This window comes from Streptomyces noursei (assembly GCF_016917755.1).
GTDB lineage: Bacteria > Actinomycetota > Actinomycetes > Streptomycetales > Streptomycetaceae > Streptomyces > Streptomyces yunnanensis.
In genome coordinates this window covers 4393576-4409511 of record NZ_CP070326.1, presented here as the reverse complement: position 1 = coordinate 4409511, position 15936 = coordinate 4393576, and the positions used below count along the sequence as shown (strand labels likewise).

Genomic DNA, 15936 nt, shown 5'->3' with positions numbered 1-15936 from the left:
CACGGTTTGGGGGCGGTGAAGCATCGACTCGGGAGGTGGCGGCGGCATGGCCGACGACGGGCAGCGGCATGTGCGGGTGGCGGTGATCGGATCGGGGTTCGGCGGCCTGGGGGCCGCCGTACGGCTGCGGCGTGCGGGGATCACCGACTTCGTGATCCTGGAGCGGGCGGACTCGGTGGGCGGAACCTGGCGGGACAACAGTTATCCGGGGTGCGCCTGCGACGTGCCCTCGCACCTGTACTCGTTCTCGTTCGCCCCCAATCCGCAGTGGCCGCGCAACTTCAGCGGGCAGCCGCACATCCGGGCGTACCTGGAGCGGGTGACGGACACCTTCGGACTGCGACCGCACCTCCGCTTCAACTCCGAGGTGCGTGCGATGCGTTGGAGCGGCGAGGAGCTGCGGTGGGAGATCGACACCGCAGCGGGGTCGCTCACCGCCGACGTGGTGGTGTCGGCCACCGGGCCGCTCTCCGACCCGCAGATCCCTGACGTCCCGGGGCTGGCGGACTTCCCCGGCAAGGTCTTCCACTCGGCGCGCTGGGACCACGACTACGACCTGCGGGGCAAGCGGGTCGCCATGGTGGGCACCGGGGCCTCGGCGATCCAGATCGTGCCGGCGATCCAGCCGGAGGTCGACAGGCTGACGGTGTTCCAGCGGACGCCGCCGTGGGTGATGCCGCGGGCCGACCGGCGGATCACCGCGGCGGAGCGCTGGCTGCACACCAAGGTGCCGGCCACCCGCCAGCTGCGCCGCCAACTCCTGTGGGGCATCCGGGAGTTGCAGGTCGGTGCGTTCACCAAGCGGCCGGGCGAGCTGGGGCTGATCGAGTCCCTCGGCAAGGCGCACATGCGCAAGACGATCAAGGACCCGGCGCTGCAGGCCCGGCTGACGCCCGACTACCGCATCGGCTGCAAGCGGATCCTGCTGTCCAACGCCTGGTACCCGGCGCTGGCCCGGCCCAACGTGGACGTGGTGACCTCCGGGCTGCGCGAGATCCGCGGCAACGTCCTGGTCGCGACGGACGGCAGCGAGGCCGAGGTGGACGCCGTCATCTTCGGGACCGGCTTCCACGTCACGGACATGCCGATCGCGCAGCGGGTCACCGGGGCGCGCGGCACCACCCTGGCGGAGGAGTGGAAGGACGGCATGGCCGCGCTGCGCGGCACCAGCGCGGCCGGCTTCCCCAACTTCCTCACCATCATCGGGCCCAACACCGGCCTGGGGAACAGCTCGATGATCCTGATGATCGAGGCGCAGCTGAACTACCTCGTCGACTTCATGCGCCAGCTGGACGTCCTCGGCGACCGGATCGCGCTGGACGCCCGGCAGTCCGCGGTCGACGGATGGACCCGCACCATCCAGGAACGGATGCAGCGCACGGTGTGGAACACCGGCGGCTGCGACAGCTGGTACCTGGACGCCAGCGGGCGGAACACCACCGCCTGGCCGGGCACCACCTCGGAGTTCCGCCGGGCGACCCGGCAGGTGGACCTCGCCGAGTACCGGGTGCTCCGACCGGCGCAGCGGCAACCGGACGACGAGCCGCCCCCCGCCGCCGCCGGCGGCCGGGCGACCGCCGAGGAGGTGGCGGCATGAAGCGGCCGGCACACGCCACCCGGGGACGCTACGCCCCGCCGGTGCCCCGAAGGGCGCTGGAGGTCACCTCCGCCGACGGGTCGCGGCTGTACGCAGAGGTCCACGGGCCCGAGGGCGCCCCGGCGGTGGTCCTGTCGCACGGCTGGACCTGCTCGACCGCGTTCTGGGCGCCGGTCGTCCGGGAGCTGGCCGACACCCACAAGGTGGTGGTCTACGACCAGCGGGGGCACGGGCGCAGCCCGGCCGTCCCGCCCGCCGGCTACAGCACCCGCGCGCTCGCCGACGACCTGGTCGCCGTCCTGGAACAGAGCCTGGCCCCCGGTGAGCGGGCCGTCGTCGGCGGGCACTCCATGGGCGGGATGACGATCATGGCCGCCGCCGAGCGGCCCGAGTTGCGCGCCCGGACCGCGGCCGCCCTGCTGTGCAGCACCGGCTGCGCCGACCTGGCCGCCGAGTCCCGGGTGTTCCCGCTGCCCTCACCCGGCGGTCGCCGCCTGGCGCACCGCCTGCTGCTGGGCTCGCGCGCCCCGCTCGGGCCGGTCTCCCCGGTCGCCAAGTGGGCCCTGCGCTACGCCACGATGGGCGGCGGGTCGAGCGCCGAGCAGATCGAGGCGTGCGCGCGGATCGTGCACGCCTGCCCGATCGACGTCCGGGCCCGCTGGGGCATGGTGCTCTACCACCTCCAACTCACCCGCAGCGTCAGCCAGTTGGAGGTGCCGACCGCGGTCCTGGCGGGGACCGAGGACCGGCTCACCCCGTTCGTGCACGCCCGGCGGCTGGCCTCCGTCCTCCCGCAGTGCGAAGGACTGACCGAGCTGCCCGGGCTCGGCCACATGACCCCCGTCGAGGCCCCCGACGCGGTCGCCGGGCGGCTGCGGGAACTCGTCCGCGACCATCTGGCCGCCACCCCGTCCTCCCGGGACGAGCGGCCGGCGGGGCGGCAGAAGAAGGAGAAGGCGGCATGAACGCAAGCAAGCTCGACGGGCAGGTCGTGGTCGTCACCGGCGCGGCGCGCGGGGTCGGGGCGCTGCTGGCGCGCAAGCTCTCGGCGCGCGGGGCGACCCTGGCACTGATCGGTCTGGAACCCGACGAACTGCGCGAGGTCGCGGCCTCGTTGCACGGCCCGGCCCACCACTGGCACGCCGACGTCACCGACCACGAGGCGATGGCCCGGGTGGCCAAGGAGGTCAAACTCCGCTTCGGGAAGGTCGACGTGGTGGTCGCCAACGCCGGGGTGGCGACCGGCGGTCCGCTGGTGGACTCCGACCCGGTGGCCTGGCGGCGGGTCATCGAGGTCAACCTGATCGGCGGCGCGGTCACCGGGCGGGCGTTCCTGCCGGTGCTGATGGAATCCCGCGGCTACTTCCTGCAGATCGCCTCGCTCGCGGCGATCACGCCGGCGCCGATGATGAGCGCGTACTGCGCCTCCAAGTCGGGCGTGGAGGCGTTCGCGCACAGCCTGCGCGCCGAGGTCGGCTACAAGGGCGTCCGGGTCGGCGTCGGGTACCTGAGCTGGACCGACACCGACATGGTGCGGGGTGCCGACCGGGAGGACCTGATGCGGGAGCTGCGCGCCCGGCTGCCCTGGCCGGCCAACAAGACCTATCCGCTGGGCCCGGCGGTGGACCGGCTGGTGGCCGGCATCGAGCGCCGCTCCGCGCACGTCTACGCGCAGTGGTGGCTGCGCGGGATGCAGTCGGTGCGCGGCTATCTGCCGTCGCTCATCGGGACGGTGGGGCAGCGCGAGATGCGGCGGTTCGAGGGCCGGCTCGACGGGTTCCGGCCCGGGCTGGTCGGCGCGGGCGGCGAGGCGGACGAGAGGGCCCGGGTGAGCGGGTAGTAGCGGGTAGCGGGGCCGGGGGCGGGGTGGGATCGGGCCCGGAAGCCGGCCACGGAGAGTGCTCGATTGTGATCGAAATGCGACGAATGTCGGTTCGTGTCACGCTGGTCGAGCCCGATCCCCAACACCCCCACAGGAGTGAACAGCATGGGCATCGAAGACCAGTTCAAGGACAAGGCGCAGCAGCTCAAGGACGAGGCCAAGCGGCGGGCCCAACAGGGCCAGGAGCGCGGCAAGCAGCAGTCCCAGGAGCGCGGCAAGCAGGGCCAGGAGCGGGGTCAGCAGGCCCGCGAGCGCGGCCAGCAGGCGCTGGACGACGCGGAGGACCGCTACCAGAGCTGACGCGACGACGTCCGTCCGTGCGTGACGGGCGTCCGACGTCCTGAACGAGGGTCGTTCGTCCTCGTGGAGAGGCGCATCCGGATCCGGATGCGCCCCTCCGTCGTGCGCACCTTCGTGCCGGCGTCAACGTTTGGTCAGTTGGTGCCGCGCGGCGGGAGCGGTGGGCGCCGCCGGTCCGGGACGTCCGAGAGGTTCGGCGGGTCCGCCGCGGGATGCCGCTCCAGGAGTTCCAGCGCGGTGCGCACCGCGACGCCGAGCTGCGGGTGCCGGCCCTCCGCCCAGTGCAGCGGCGAGCGCAGCGCCTCGATGTCCACCTCGACGCCGTGGTTCTCCACCCCCCAGCCGTAGAGGTGGAACCACGCGGCGTTCATCGGCACGGTGATCTGGGTGCCGTCGGCGAGCCGGTGCCGGCCGGTCATGCCGACCACCCCGCCCCACGTCCGGGTGCCGACCACCGGCCCGATGCCCTGCAGTTTGAACGCCGCGGTGATCATGTCGCCGTCGGACGAGGTCATCTCGTCGGCGAGGGCGACCACCGGGCCGCGCGGCGCGTTGCTGGTGTACGACACCGGCTCGGCGTCCCGGGTCAGGTCCCAGCCCATGATGGTCCGGGTCAGCTTCTCGATGACCAGCTCGGAGATGTTGCCGCCGGCGTTGCCGCGGACGTCCACGATCAGCGCGGGCATCGCGACCTCCCGCCGCAGATCGCGGTTGAACTGCGCCCAGCCCGAGCCGCCCATGTCCGGGATGTGGAGATAGCCGCACCGGCCGTCGCTCAACTCCCGCACCACGGCGCGCCGTTTGGCCACCCAGTCCTGGTAGCGCAGCGGCCGCTCGTCCACCAGCGGGACCACCGCGACCCGCCGGGCGTGGCCGTTGCCGTTGCCGTCGCCCTCCCCTTCCGGCGGGGAGAACGTCAGCTCCACGGTCGTGCCGCCGGCCGCGGCCAGCAGCGGGTACGGGCCGGCCACCGGGTCCACCGGGCGCCCGTCGACGTGGGTGAGTGCGCTGCCCTCGCGGATGCCCGTGCCGGCCAGCGGCGAGCGGGCCTTGGAGTCCGAGGACTCGCCGGGCAGGATCCGTCGGACCGCCCAACGGCCGTCCCGACGCACGAAGTTGGCGCCGAGCAGGCCGATCGGACGCTGGTAGTGCGGCGGCCCCTCGTTGCGCCGGGCGCCGGTGACATAGGCGTGCGAGGTGCCCAGCTCGCCCAGTACCTCGCGCAGCAGGTCGGCGAACTCGTCGGGGCTGGCGACCCGTTCGAGCAGCGGCCGGTACTGCGTCAGCACCTCCTCCCAGTCGATCCCGCACAGCTTCGGGTCCCAGAAGTACGCCCGGACGATCCGGCCGGCCTCCTCGAACGCCTGCCGCCACTCCGCCCCGGGATCGACGTCGTGCAGGATCCGCCGCAGGTCCAGATAGACCGTGGAGTCGCTGTCCGCCGGCTCGGTCGCGGGCACCGCGCGCAGCTCGCCCTCGTCGTTGACGACCAGCCGGGTGCCGTCGCCGCTGAGCGCGAACCCGTCCAGGGAGCTGCTGAGTTCGGTGCGCCGCGCCTTGACCAGGTCGAAGTGCTCCAGGGTGGGCCGGCCCGAGGTGTCGGCCGGGTTGGCGAAGGTCTCGCCCAGCGCCCCGGAGATCGGCCAGCGCAGCCACACCAGCCCACCGCCGCCGACCGGTTGCAGCGAGGAGTACTTCGAGGCGGCGACCGGGAACGGCGTGACGCGGTTGGCCAGCCCCTCGACCTCCACCAGCACCGGCCCCTCCCCGGACGGCGGAGGGTTCTCGTCCGGGTCGAGCCCGCCGGCCGCCGGCCGCCCCTCCGGGGACAGCGCGAACGGGGACGGCGTCGCCGACGACAGCGGGACGAGATAGGGACGGCAGCCCAGCGGGAACGACAGATCGCCGGTGTGCACGTCGTAGACCGGGTCGAAGCCGCGCCAGGACAGGAACGCGAGGTAGCGGCCGTCCCGGGTGAACACCGGCTGTTCGTCCTCGAAGCGGCCGTTGGTGACGTCCACGACGTGCCCGTCGGACAGCCGGGCCATGCTGATCTTGCGCAGCGAACGGCCGATGCCCGGGTGCGACCAGGTCAGCCAGCGGGAGTCGGGGGAGAAGGCCAGGTCGCGGACCGGACCGTTGGCGGACCGGGTCAGCTCGGTGACCGGTTCGGCCGGGCCGCTCCCCGGCTCCTCCGGCGCGCCGGTCTCCACCAGCAACAGCCGCCCGTCGTGGGTGGCCACCGCCAGCCGCTCGCCGTCCGGCGCGGGGACCAGCTCGTGCACCCGGCCCAGCGCCCCGGCCGCCAGCCGGCGCGGCGTGCCCGGCCCGCTGGCCCGCGGCAGATTGGCGATCTCGACGGCGTCCTCGCCCTCGGCGTCCGTCACATACGCGATCCGCCCGGTGGCGCCCAGCATCACCGGCAGCCGGACCCGTACGCCCGGGGTGTCGTGGATCGTGCGGGCCGGGCCGTCGCGGTGGGTGAGCCAGTACAGGCTGCCGCGGACCCCGACCGCGCTGGCCCGCCCGGTGGTGTCCACCGCCAGCCCGGTGACGTGCGAGGCGGCCGGGACCTGGTAGCCGCGGCGGCCGGCCCGCGGGCCGCCCAGCCGCACCGCGAGCTTCCGCGGCACCGCGTCCGGGCCCAGGTCGTCGATCAGCCAGAGGTCGCCGGCGCACTGGTAGACGATCCGGGAACCGTCGGTCGAGGCGTGCCGGGCGTAGAAGTCGGGATGGTCGCTGTGCCGGCGCAGATCGGTGCCGTCCGGCAGGCAGGAGTAGACGTTGCCGACGCCCTCGTGGTCGGAGAGGAAGGCGATCCGGCCGCCGGTGAACATCACCGAGTCCAGGTGCCCGCACAGATCCGGCAGCAGCCGCGTGCCGTGCAGCCACATCCGGCCCATCGCCCCGCCCCGATAGCGCTTCCAGGAAGCCGGCTCGTGCGGCGGCTTGCCGCTGAGCAGCAGGGTGCGGCGCTCCCCGTCGACGTCGGCCAGCGCGATGTGCGCGACCGGCCCCCAGGGCAGCTGCCCGCCCGGGCTGCCGTCGGTGGGCAGGCTGTACGCCCAGGAGTAGTACGAGAACGGCTGGCCGTGCGAGGACACCGCGAGGATCTGCGCCTGGCCCTCGTGGTCCGGCGGCGTCCAGCCGCAGACCCGGGCGTCGGTGCTGCCCCAGTACGTCAGCCGCCGGGCCGGGCCGCCCGCCACCGGCACGAGGTGGATCTCCGGGTCGAGGCTGCGCCAGCTGGTGAAGGCGATCCGGGTGCCGTCGGGGGAGAACCGCGGGTGCCCGACCCGGGTCCGGTCCACGGTCAGCCGCCAGGCCCGGCCCGGCTCCTCGCCGTCCGGCGCGAGCGGCGCCAGCCACAGGTCGTCCTCGGCGGCGAAGCAGAGCAGGTCGCCGTGGAGGTGCGGATACCGCAGATACGCCTCGGGTGCATCGCTCACGCCCCCATGGTTTCGGCGCCGCGGGTGGGCGGCAACTCGGCCTGGCCGGACGGCCCCGCTCCGCTCACCCGTACCTCATCCGCGAACGGAAACGGTCACGTCCGGCCGGTGACGAACGGCAGCGACGCGTACCGGCGCACGTACGAGCCGCCCGCGAAGGCCAGGTGCTGCGGCCCGTCGCGGGTGAGGTCCAGCCGGTCGGCGTCCGGGCCGAACGCGCGCGGGTCGCGGTTGGCGGCCCCGTACAGCAGCAGCACCTTGCGGCCGGCCGGGACGGTGCGGCCGTGCAGGGTGGTGTCGGCGGTGACGGTGCGGGCCAGGCACTGCACCGGGGAGGTCAGCCGGAGCAACTCCTCGACGGCCGCCGGCAGCCGGGCCGGGGTGTCCAGCAGGGTGCGGCGCTGGCCCGGGCCGCGTACATCTCCCACGGGGCGCGCCAGCTCTCCGCGGAGCACGGGGCGAACCCGGCGGGGGAGCGGGCCACCAGAGTCAATGGCGACGCGGGGGTGGACGGGCGCGCGCGGGCGGCGGGCGGCACGTCCCGCGCCGGTCCCGCATTGCGGGCGCTCTTGCAACTTACTTGCAGGACCCACATCATCGTCGGGTCGCAGAGACAGCAGCGAAAGAAGCCTGAAGATGCACGTGCCCGACGGATTCATCAACGCGCCGGTGTCGGCGGCGGCCGGTGCGGTCGCCGCCGCCGCGGTGGCGGTCAGCCTGCGCGGCGCCCGGCGCGAGCTGGCGGGTGCCGGGGCGGGCGGCGGCACCGGAGCGGAGCGCACCGCCCCGCTCGCCGGGCTGGTCGCCGCGTTCATCTTCGCCGTGCAGATGCTGAACTTCCCGGTCGCGGCCGGGACCAGCGGACACCTGCTCGGCGGCGCCCTCGCGGCGATACTCGTCGGCCCGTACACCGGGGTGCTGTGCGTGTCCGTGGTGCTGCTGATGCAGGGCGTGCTGTTCGCCGACGGCGGGCTGACCGCGCTCGGGATCAACATCTCCGACATGGCGCTGACCACCACCGTCGTCGCCTACGGCGTCTTCCGGCTGCTGGTGAAGGTGCTGCCGCGCACCCGCCGCTCGGTCACCGTCGCCTCGTTCGTCGCCGCCCTGCTCTCGGTGCCCGCCGCCGCGGTCTGCTTCACCGCCCTCTACGCACTGGGCGGCACCACCGACGTGCCGATCGGCAAGGTCTTCACCGCCATGGTCGGTGTGCACGTCCTGATCGGCATCGGCGAGGCGGTGATCACCGCGCTCACCGTCGGCGCCGTGATCGCCGTCCGCCCCGACCTGGTCCACGGCGCCCGCGGCCTGACCCGCCCGCTGGAGCTGCGCGCCTCCCCGCTGGCCGCCGCCCCGGCCGCCGCGCCGGACCGGCCCGCCGCCGACCAGCCGGCGCCCGTGCCCGCCGCCCCTCGCCGCTCGGCCCGTCGGCTCTGGCTGGCCGGCCTCGCCGCCGCCCTGCTGTGCGCCGGCGGCCTGAGCTACTACGCCTCCAGCAGCCCCGACGGCCTGGAGAAGGTCGCCCACGACAAGGGCCTGGACACCAGGACCGAGCAGCACGCCACCGCCGACTCCCCGCTCGCCGACTACAGCGTCAAGGACATCGCGAACCCGCGGCTGGCCGGCGGCCTCGCCGGCGTCATCGGGGTCGCCGCCACCCTCGCCGTCGGCACCGGCGTCTTCGTCGTGCTGCGCCGCCGCAAGGCGGCCGCCGCCGACGCCGCCCCGGCAGTCGACGCCCCCGCCCCCGCCCCCGCAGAGCAGGGCTGACATGGGCGCAGGCCACACCCACAAGCTCTACCGGGACGGCGCCTCCCCGGTCCACGCGCTCCCGGCGCACTGCAAGCTCGCCGCGGTCTTCTGCTTCGTGCTGATCGTCGTCGCCACCCCGCGCACCGCCGTCTGGGCGTTCGCGCTCCACGCGGTGCTGCTGGCGGCGGTCGCCGCGACCGCCCGGGTCCCGGCCGGCTTCCTGCTCAAGCGGCTGCTGATCGAGGTGCCGTTCGTGGCGTTCGCGGTCCTGATGCCGTTCGTCGCCGAGGGCCCGCGGACCCACGTCCTCGGACTGGACCTGAGCGTGAGCGGCCTGTGGGGCGCCTGGAACATCCTCGCCAAGGGGACGCTCGGCGTCGCCGCCTCCGTCCTGCTGGCCGCCACCACCGAACTGCGGCAGCTGCTGCTCGGCCTGCAGCGGCTGAAGATGCCGCCGCTGCTCGTCCAGATCGCCTCGTTCATGATCCGCTACGGCGATGTGATCACCGACGAGATGCGCCGGATGCGGATCGCCCGCCTCTCCCGCGGCTTCGAGGCCCGCGGCGTCCGCCACTGGGGTGTGCTCGCCAAGTCCGCCGGCGCCCTGTTCATCCGCTCCTACGAGCGCGGTGAACGCGTCCACCTCGCCATGGTCAGCCGCGGCTACACCGGCACCATGCCCCTCCTCGACGCCACCACCGCCACCCGCACCCAATGGACCCGCGCCGCCGCTCTCCCGCTCGCCGCGCTGGCCGTCTGCCTCCTGGGATGGACCCTGTGAGTACCACCGCCCCCGCCCCCTCGCTCGCCGTCGCCGGCCTCGCCTACGCCTACCCCGACGGCCACCAGGCCCTCTTCGGCGTCGACCTGACCCTGCGGCGCGGCGAACGGGTCGCCCTGCTCGGCCCCAACGGCGCCGGCAAGACCACCCTCGTGCTGCACCTCAACGGCATCCTCGAAGCCGGCGCGGGCTCGGTCACCGTCGCCGGCCTGCCGGTCGCCAAAGCACACCTCGCCGAGATCCGGCGCCGGGTCGGCATCGTCTTCCAGGACCCCGACGACCAGCTGTTCATGCCGACCGTCCGGGAGGACGTCGCCTTCGGCCCGGCCGCCGCCGGGCTGCGCGGCGCCGAACTCGACGCCCGGGTCACCGAGGCGCTGGACCGGGTCGGCATGACCGCCTTCGCCGACCGCCCGCCGCACCACCTCTCCTTCGGCCAGCGCCGCCGGGTGGCGGTGGCGACCGTCCTCGCGATGCGCCCCGAGATCCTCGTCCTGGACGAGCCGTCCTCCAACCTCGACCCGGCCTCCCGCCGCGAACTCGCCGACATCCTGCGGTCGTTGGACGTCACCGTCCTGATGGTCACCCACGACCTGCCGTACGCCTTGGAGCTGTGCCCGCGGTCCGTGGTGCTCTCCGGCGGCGTGATCGTCGCCGACGGCACCACCCAGGAGCTGCTCTGCGACGAGGAGCTGATGCGCGGCCACCGGCTGGAGCTGCCGTTCGGCTTCGACCCGCGCTCGGTGACCCTCCCCGGCTGACCCGCCCCGCCCCATCCCGCCGCCGCACGGCCCGATGTGAGGAACACCACGCCCCCGCCCCCTGGCGGTCCCCCTGGTCATGAGCATGGATCCCGGCGTTGCACCATTGATGGGTCATCGAACGCGTCGGAAGAGTGGGAAGCGAGTCAGTGGTGGACGTCCAGGGCACGGTGGAGGACGGCTACGAGCCGGTCCGGGACGCCTTCGCAGCCAACTTCGCCGAGCGCGGCGAGCGCGGCGCGGCGGTCGCCGTCTACCGGGACGGCCGCAAGGTCGTGGACCTCCGGGCCGGCACCAAGGACGGCGACGCCGACCCCGACGACGCCACGGCCGCCCCCTGGGAGCCCGGCACCGCCCAGGTCGTCCGCTCCGCCACCAAGGGCATCGCCGCCACCGTCCCGCTCCTGCTGCACCAGCGCGGCCAGCTCGACCTGGACGCCCCGGTCGGCACGTACTGGCCCGAGTTCAAGGCCGCCGGCAAGGACCGCGTCCTGGTCCGCCACCTGCTCGCGCACCGCGCCGGCCTGCCGGCCCTGGACACCCCGCTCACCCCCGCCCAGGCCATCGACGGCGTCAGCGGCCCGGCCGCGGTGGCCGCCCAGGCCCCCGCCTGGACACCCGGCACCGACCACGGCTACCACGCCCAGACCTACAGCTGGCTGCTGGGCGAACTGGTGCTGCGGGTCACCGGCCGTACCCTCGGCGCCTGGGTCGCCGAGGAGATATCCCGGCCGCTCGACCTCGACCTGTGGATCGGCCTCCCGGACGAGGCCCGCCCCCGCGTCGGCCGCCTCGCACCCGTCGAGCCGCCGCCCCGCCCCGCATCCGCCGGCCTGCGGGTCCGCCCCAAGAGGTCGGTCGCCGACGCCTACGCCGACCCGGACTCCCTCACCAGCCGCGCCTTCGCCGCGATCTCCCCGGCCCCCGACGAGAACGACGACGCCTACCGCGCAGCCGAACTCCCCGCCTCCGCCGGCATCGCCACCGCCCCCGCGCTGGCCCGCGCCTACGCCGCACTGATCGGCCCGGTCGACGACCACCCGCGGCTCTTCGCGCCGGCCACCCTGACCCTCGCCCGCACCGAGGAGTCCGCAGGGCCCGACCGCACCCTGCTCGTCAACACCCGCTTCGGCCTGGGCTTCATGCTGCACGGCCCGGCCTCCCCGCTGCTCGGCCCCGGCTCTTTCGGCCACCCCGGCCGCGGCGGCGCGCTCGCCTTCGCCGACCCGGAGAGCGGGATCGCCTTCGGCTACGTCACCAACGGCATGCAGCGGAACGTGACCGCGGACCCGCGGGCGCAGGCACTGGTCCGTGCGCTGGCCGCCGTGGACGGCTGATTCTTCCCACGGTGCGGTTGGCGCCGGGCCGCTCCCCACGTTGTCGGGTTTCCCGCCGTGCCGGTTGCGGTGTTCTCCGCCTTCGGCGGGTGGGGTGTGTGGGGCGGGGCCCCGCGTGGTGCGTGGTGGCGGGTCCGGGGGCTCCGGGGCGGGTTGTCGGACTGCTGCGCGTTACGTCCGACAACCCGCCCCTGCGCCCCCGGACCCTCCCGTGCGTTGTGGGACCCCGCCCCGGTGGGGGTGAGGGACGGACCCGGGCCCGTCGCAGAAGTGCGGGTGGGTGGGTAGGTAGCGGGCCATGAGGCGATTCGAGGGATATCGGGTACTGATCACGGCGGCCGGGCGGGGCATCGGCGAGGCCACCGCCCGGCGGCTGGCCGACGAGGGCGCTCGGGTGCTGCTCACCGACATCGACGAGGCGCGTGCCGAGCGGGCGGCCGACGCCCTCCGCGCGGCCGGCGGCGTCGCCGAGGCGCGGGCCTGCGACGTCGGCGACCGGGCCGCGGTGGAGGCGGCCGTCGCCCACGCCGTGGCGCGCTTCGGCGGCCTGGACACCCTGGTCAACAACGCCTTCGGCTGCCACCCCGACCCCCCGCTCTTCGAGGACACCCCCGACGGGGAATGGGCCGCCGACCTCGACCTCACCCTGAGCGGCGCCATGCGCTGCGCCCGGGCCGCCCTGCCGCACCTGGCCGCCGCCGGCGGTCGCGGCTCGATCGTCAACATCGGCTCGGTCAACGGCATCCAGGACTTCGGCAACCACGCCTACAGCGCCGCCAAGGCGGGCCTGGCCAGCCTGACCCGCACGCTCTCCGGCCACGCCGCGCCCCGCGGCGTCCGCGTCAACCTGGTCGCACCGGGCACCGTCGACACTCCCAACTGGGCAGGCCGAGAGGAGCGCCTTGAGCGGGCGGCTGCCGCCTACCCGCTGGGCCGGGTCGGCCGCCCCGAGGACATCGCCGCGGCCGTCGCCTACCTCGCCTCCCCCGACGCCTCCTGGGTCACCGGCATCACCCTCCCCGTCGACGGCGGCATCCTGGTCGCCAACGCCGAACTGCGCCACGCCCTGCACGGCACATGAGAATCCCCCACCGGGGCGGGGTCCAGCCCCCGGACCCGCCACCACGCACCACGCGGGGCCCCGCCCCACACACCCCACCCGCCGAAGGCGGAACAACAGGCACCCGCACGGCGGGAAGCCCGACAACGTGGGAAGAGCCGGCCGCTTCCGCGGCCGTCAGCCGGCCAGCATCAGCCCGATCCCCACCACCATCACCCCCGCCGCCGCCAGCCTCGGCAGGCCGAACCGCTCCTTGAAGAAGAGCGTCCCTATGGCGGCCCCGACGATGATCGACGACTCGCGGAGCGCCGCGATGGGGGCGAGCGGCGCACGGGTCTGCGCCCACAGCACCAGCCCGTAGGCGATGACCGACAGCAGCCCGCCGGCCAGGCCGCGCAGTGCGACGGGGCGCAGCTCGGCGGCGAGCCGGCCGCGTCGGGTGGCCAGCGCGTAGGCCGGGATGACCAGCCCTTCGAGGATCATCAGCCAGGCGATGTAGCCCAGCGAGGTCTCCGAGGCGCGGACGCCCAGGCCGTCGACGGTGGTGTACGCGGCGATGGACAAGCCGGTGGCGAGCGCCGCGGCTATCGCCGGCCAGTGCGGGCGGACACGGTCCCCCATTGCCTTAAAGGCATGGGAGGTGCCCCCACCCCGGATGCCCCAGACCGCCAGGCCCACCAGCCCCGCGGACGCCAGGGCCACGCCGGCCAGCGCCCAGCCGTCCGGTACCTCGTGCACGAAGACCGCGGCGAGCACGGTGACGACCAGCGGCGCGGTGCCCCGGGCGATCGGATACATCTGCCCGAAGTCGCCCAGGCGGAACGACTGCATCAGCAGCCCTTGGTAGACGATGTGCAGCACCGAGGAGGCCAGCAGGTACGGCCAGGCGCCGGCCGCCGGCAGCGGGGTGAAGCAGGCCAGGACCGCGCCGCAGACCGCGCCGCCGCCACCGACCAGGGTGAAGGCCAGCAGTTGGTCGCGTATGCCGTGGGCGAGGGCGTTCCAGCTGGCGTGGGTGACGGCGGCCAGCAGCACCGCCGCGACGACCAGTGGCGTCACGAGGTCTGCTCGCGCACGCCGACCACCCGGCCGCCGGCGTGGGCGATCAGGGTCTGCGGGTCGAGCGGGAAGACGAGGGCGGTGAGGGCCTCGGCGAAGCGGGGGTGGGGTTGGGCGGCAGGGGCGGTCTCGGTACCGGAATCGCTCATGGCCCGCACGCTAGCGAAAGCTGTACGGGCCATGCGAACGACTTCCGGCCGGTGGACACCCCGTGTGAAGGGACGCCCGCGGGCCCTTAGTTGGCGGTCAGGATGGCGCGGACCAACGGGCCCGCGTTGGTGCCGCCGTGACCACTGGCCGGGACGACCGCGGCGGCCGCCAGGTCGTCGCGGTAGGCGGCGAACCAGGCGTTCGGCTTGTCCTGGTTGTCGACCTCGGCGGAGCCGGTCTTGGCGCCGATGTCGCCGCTGATCCCCTGCATCGCCTCGGCGCCCGTCCCGGAGGTCGCGGTCAGCTTCATCAGCGCCTTGAGGTTGGACGCGGTGTCCGGCTTCATGGTGCGGGCGGCCTTGGCGAACGTCCGGTTGTCCAGCGACGCGGCGACGATGTACGGCTGGCGGAACGAGCCGGACTGGGCGGTGGCGGCGATCGAGGCGACGTTCAGCGGGTTCATCCGGACCCCGCCCTGACCGATCAGCGAGGCCGCCATCTGGGCGTCGTGCTGGACGGGGACGGTGCCGTCGAAGGTGGGGATGCCGGTCGCCCAGTTCAGCCCGATGCCGAAGACGTCCCGGGCCTCGTTGGTCAGGTCGTCGTCGCCGAGGTCCTTGGCGTGCCCGATGAAGGCGTTGTTGCAGGACGCCGCGAAGCTCTGCGCGAAGGTGCCGTCCGGGATCTCGGACTTGTTGAGGTTCTGGAACTTCCAGCCGCCGACCGTGACGAACTTCGGGCACGGGTCCTTCTTGTCCGGTGCCGTCAGCCCCTTGTCCATCAGCATCGCGGCGGTGACGATCTTCATCGTCGAGCCGGGCGCCAGCGACCCCTGGGCGGCGAGGTTGAAGCCGTTCGCGGGGGAGTTGGCGAGCGCCAGGATCTCGCCGGTGCTGGGCTTGACGGCCGCGGCGGACGCCGACTTCTTGCCCTTGACCGCGTTCTCGGCCGCGGCCTGGAGCTTGGCGTCCAGCGTCGTGTGCAGCGTGCCGGGGGTGCCCTGGGAGAGCACCTTCAGGGTCTTGTCGGGCTGCTGCTTGTTGCTGTCGGCGGTCTTGGCGCGGTGGATGTAGAGCTCCACGCCGGGCTTGCCGTTGGTCTTGTTGCCGTACTTGGTGCGCAGGCTGTCCAGCACCGCGGCGAGCGTCGGGTGGTCCTTGGCGGTCAGCTCGACGCCGTTGCGGTCCACCGCCTTGATCGGCGGCGCCTCGGCCTCCCCGGTGCGCAGCTCGTCGCCCTTGGCCAGGCCGGGGTAGAGCGTCGACGGCTGCCAGGCGACCTGCGGCTTCCCGGTGGCCTTGGCGCGCTGGAGCGTCAACGCGCTGTCGTACGAGAAGGGGGTCTTGACGGACTTGTAGGCGATGTCGGTGTTGGCCGTGTACGGCACCTTGGAGCCGGCCGGGGTGCCCGGCTTCAGCGTCACCTTGGAGAACTTCGCCTGCTGGGCGAAGGAGGTGAGCGCGCTGCGGGCGGCGCCCGGGTCGTCGGTCAGCGCGGCGGCCTTGTCGATGTCGCCGGACTGCCAGGCCGTCAGGAACATCTGTGTGGTGGTGTTCACCTCTTTGGCGGTCAGCGGGCCGGTGGGCACCGTGGGGCCGCCGTCGCCGGACTTGGCATCCGCCGCCCTGACCGCCTGCGGTGCCGACCCGTCCGAGCCGCCGAACAGCGTGAAGCCGCCGACGACTCCGGCCACCAGGGCCACCGAACCGCCGATCAGTCCGTATTTCACCTCGCGGCGCATGCCACCGATCCCCTCCCAGGAGCTTGAGTCCTTGAGTACGCACCCAAGAACGCCCATCGCACTCTAA

General features: G+C 74.0%; 14 protein-coding genes. 9 read left to right on the top strand and 5 right to left on the bottom strand.

What is annotated here, in order from left to right:
* Nucleotides 1-46 precede the first annotated feature (46 nt).
* The 4 genes from JNO44_RS19320 (at nt 47) to JNO44_RS19305 (ending at nt 3779) form a co-directional block, all read left to right on the top strand.
* Nucleotides 47-1597 (top strand): flavin-containing monooxygenase, encoded by a 1551-nt coding sequence (locus JNO44_RS19320; RefSeq protein ID WP_205365438.1) that lies wholly within the window; start codon nt 47-49, stop codon nt 1595-1597.
* Nucleotides 1594-2562: an alpha/beta fold hydrolase gene (locus JNO44_RS19315; protein ID WP_205365437.1), complete on the top strand. Its 969-nt coding sequence runs from the start codon at nt 1594-1596 to the stop codon at nt 2560-2562. Before JNO44_RS19320 ends, JNO44_RS19315 begins: the two co-directional genes overlap by 4 nt.
* Nucleotides 2559-3437 carry an SDR family oxidoreductase gene (locus JNO44_RS19310; RefSeq protein WP_205365436.1) on the top strand — a complete coding sequence of 293 codons (879 nt, stop codon included), beginning with the start codon at nt 2559-2561 and terminating at the stop codon, nt 3435-3437. Before JNO44_RS19315 ends, JNO44_RS19310 begins: the two co-directional genes overlap by 4 nt.
* A 147-nt stretch (nt 3438-3584) precedes the next feature.
* Nucleotides 3585-3779, top strand: a complete 195-nt coding sequence (locus tag JNO44_RS19305; protein ID WP_205365435.1) for a hypothetical protein — start codon at nt 3585-3587, stop codon at nt 3777-3779.
* Nucleotides 3780-3913: 134 nt separating this feature from the next.
* On the opposite strand, the gene JNO44_RS19300 is transcribed toward JNO44_RS19305, so the two are convergent.
* Nucleotides 3914-7228: a S41 family peptidase gene (locus JNO44_RS19300; protein ID WP_205365434.1), complete on the bottom strand. Its 3315-nt coding sequence runs from the start codon at nt 7226-7228 to the stop codon at nt 3914-3916.
* 95 nt (nt 7229-7323) lie between these two features.
* A complete protein-coding gene (locus JNO44_RS19295) occupies nt 7324-7656 on the bottom strand; it encodes a cytochrome P450 (RefSeq protein WP_275695757.1) in 333 nt (110 codons plus the stop codon).
* Between the two features lie 208 nt (nt 7657-7864).
* On the opposite strand from JNO44_RS19295, the gene JNO44_RS19290 reads away from it, so the two are divergent.
* The 5 genes from JNO44_RS19290 (at nt 7865) to JNO44_RS19270 (ending at nt 12940) form a co-directional block, all read left to right on the top strand.
* The gene (locus JNO44_RS19290; protein WP_205365433.1) at nt 7865-8998 is read left to right on the top strand and encodes an energy-coupling factor ABC transporter permease; all 1134 of its coding nucleotides are present in this window, start codon (nt 7865-7867) and stop codon (nt 8996-8998) included.
* Nucleotide 8999: 1 nt separating this feature from the next.
* On the top strand, nt 9000-9761 hold the full coding sequence (gene cbiQ, locus JNO44_RS19285) for a cobalt ECF transporter T component CbiQ (protein ID WP_205365432.1): 762 nt from the start codon (nt 9000-9002) through the stop codon (nt 9759-9761).
* On the top strand, nt 9749-10522 hold the full coding sequence (locus tag JNO44_RS19280) for an energy-coupling factor ABC transporter ATP-binding protein (protein ID WP_073442978.1): 774 nt from the start codon (nt 9749-9751) through the stop codon (nt 10520-10522). Before cbiQ ends, JNO44_RS19280 begins: the two co-directional genes overlap by 13 nt.
* Before the next feature lie 149 nt (nt 10523-10671).
* On the top strand, nt 10672-11859 hold the full coding sequence (locus JNO44_RS19275) for a serine hydrolase domain-containing protein (protein WP_205370067.1): 1188 nt from the start codon (nt 10672-10674) through the stop codon (nt 11857-11859).
* Between the two features lie 298 nt (nt 11860-12157).
* Nucleotides 12158-12940 carry an SDR family NAD(P)-dependent oxidoreductase gene (locus tag JNO44_RS19270; protein WP_205365431.1) on the top strand — a complete coding sequence of 261 codons (783 nt, stop codon included), beginning with the start codon at nt 12158-12160 and terminating at the stop codon, nt 12938-12940.
* Between the two features lie 156 nt (nt 12941-13096).
* Here JNO44_RS19270 and JNO44_RS19265 read toward each other — a convergent pair whose 3' ends face one another.
* From JNO44_RS19265 to JNO44_RS19255, 3 genes are all read right to left on the bottom strand, one after another.
* A complete protein-coding gene (locus JNO44_RS19265) occupies nt 13097-13978 on the bottom strand; it encodes a DMT family transporter (RefSeq protein WP_205365430.1) in 882 nt (293 codons plus the stop codon).
* Nucleotides 13975-14127 (bottom strand): hypothetical protein, encoded by a 153-nt coding sequence (locus JNO44_RS19260; RefSeq protein WP_205365429.1) that lies wholly within the window; start codon nt 14125-14127, stop codon nt 13975-13977. Before JNO44_RS19260 ends, JNO44_RS19265 begins: the two co-directional genes overlap by 4 nt.
* An 86-nt stretch (nt 14128-14213) precedes the next feature.
* Nucleotides 14214-15869 carry a penicillin-binding transpeptidase domain-containing protein gene (locus JNO44_RS19255; protein WP_205365428.1) on the bottom strand — a complete coding sequence of 552 codons (1656 nt, stop codon included), beginning with the start codon at nt 15867-15869 and terminating at the stop codon, nt 14214-14216.
* Nucleotides 15870-15936: the final 67 nt, after the last annotated feature.

What these genes read in the sequence shown, in the direction of transcription:
- JNO44_RS19310 (WP_205365436.1), top strand. Translation starts at nt 2,559, where the DNA reads ATGAACGCAAGCAAGCTCGACGGGCAGGTCGTGGTCGTCACCGGCGCG.
- JNO44_RS19260 (WP_205365429.1), bottom strand. Translation starts at nt 14,127, where the DNA reads ATGAGCGATTCCGGTACCGAGACCGCCCCTGCCGCCCAACCCCACCCC.
- cbiQ (WP_205365432.1), top strand. Translation starts at nt 9,000, where the DNA reads ATGGGCGCAGGCCACACCCACAAGCTCTACCGGGACGGCGCCTCCCCG.
- JNO44_RS19305 (WP_205365435.1), top strand. Translation starts at nt 3,585, where the DNA reads ATGGGCATCGAAGACCAGTTCAAGGACAAGGCGCAGCAGCTCAAGGAC.
- JNO44_RS19320 (WP_205365438.1), top strand. Translation starts at nt 47, where the DNA reads ATGGCCGACGACGGGCAGCGGCATGTGCGGGTGGCGGTGATCGGATCG.
- JNO44_RS19315 (WP_205365437.1), top strand. Translation starts at nt 1,594, where the DNA reads ATGAAGCGGCCGGCACACGCCACCCGGGGACGCTACGCCCCGCCGGTG.
- JNO44_RS19270 (WP_205365431.1), top strand. Translation starts at nt 12,158, where the DNA reads ATGAGGCGATTCGAGGGATATCGGGTACTGATCACGGCGGCCGGGCGG.
- JNO44_RS19290 (WP_205365433.1), top strand. Translation starts at nt 7,865, where the DNA reads ATGCACGTGCCCGACGGATTCATCAACGCGCCGGTGTCGGCGGCGGCC.
- JNO44_RS19280 (WP_073442978.1), top strand. Translation starts at nt 9,749, where the DNA reads ATGGACCCTGTGAGTACCACCGCCCCCGCCCCCTCGCTCGCCGTCGCC.
- JNO44_RS19255 (WP_205365428.1), bottom strand. Translation starts at nt 15,869, where the DNA reads ATGCGCCGCGAGGTGAAATACGGACTGATCGGCGGTTCGGTGGCCCTG.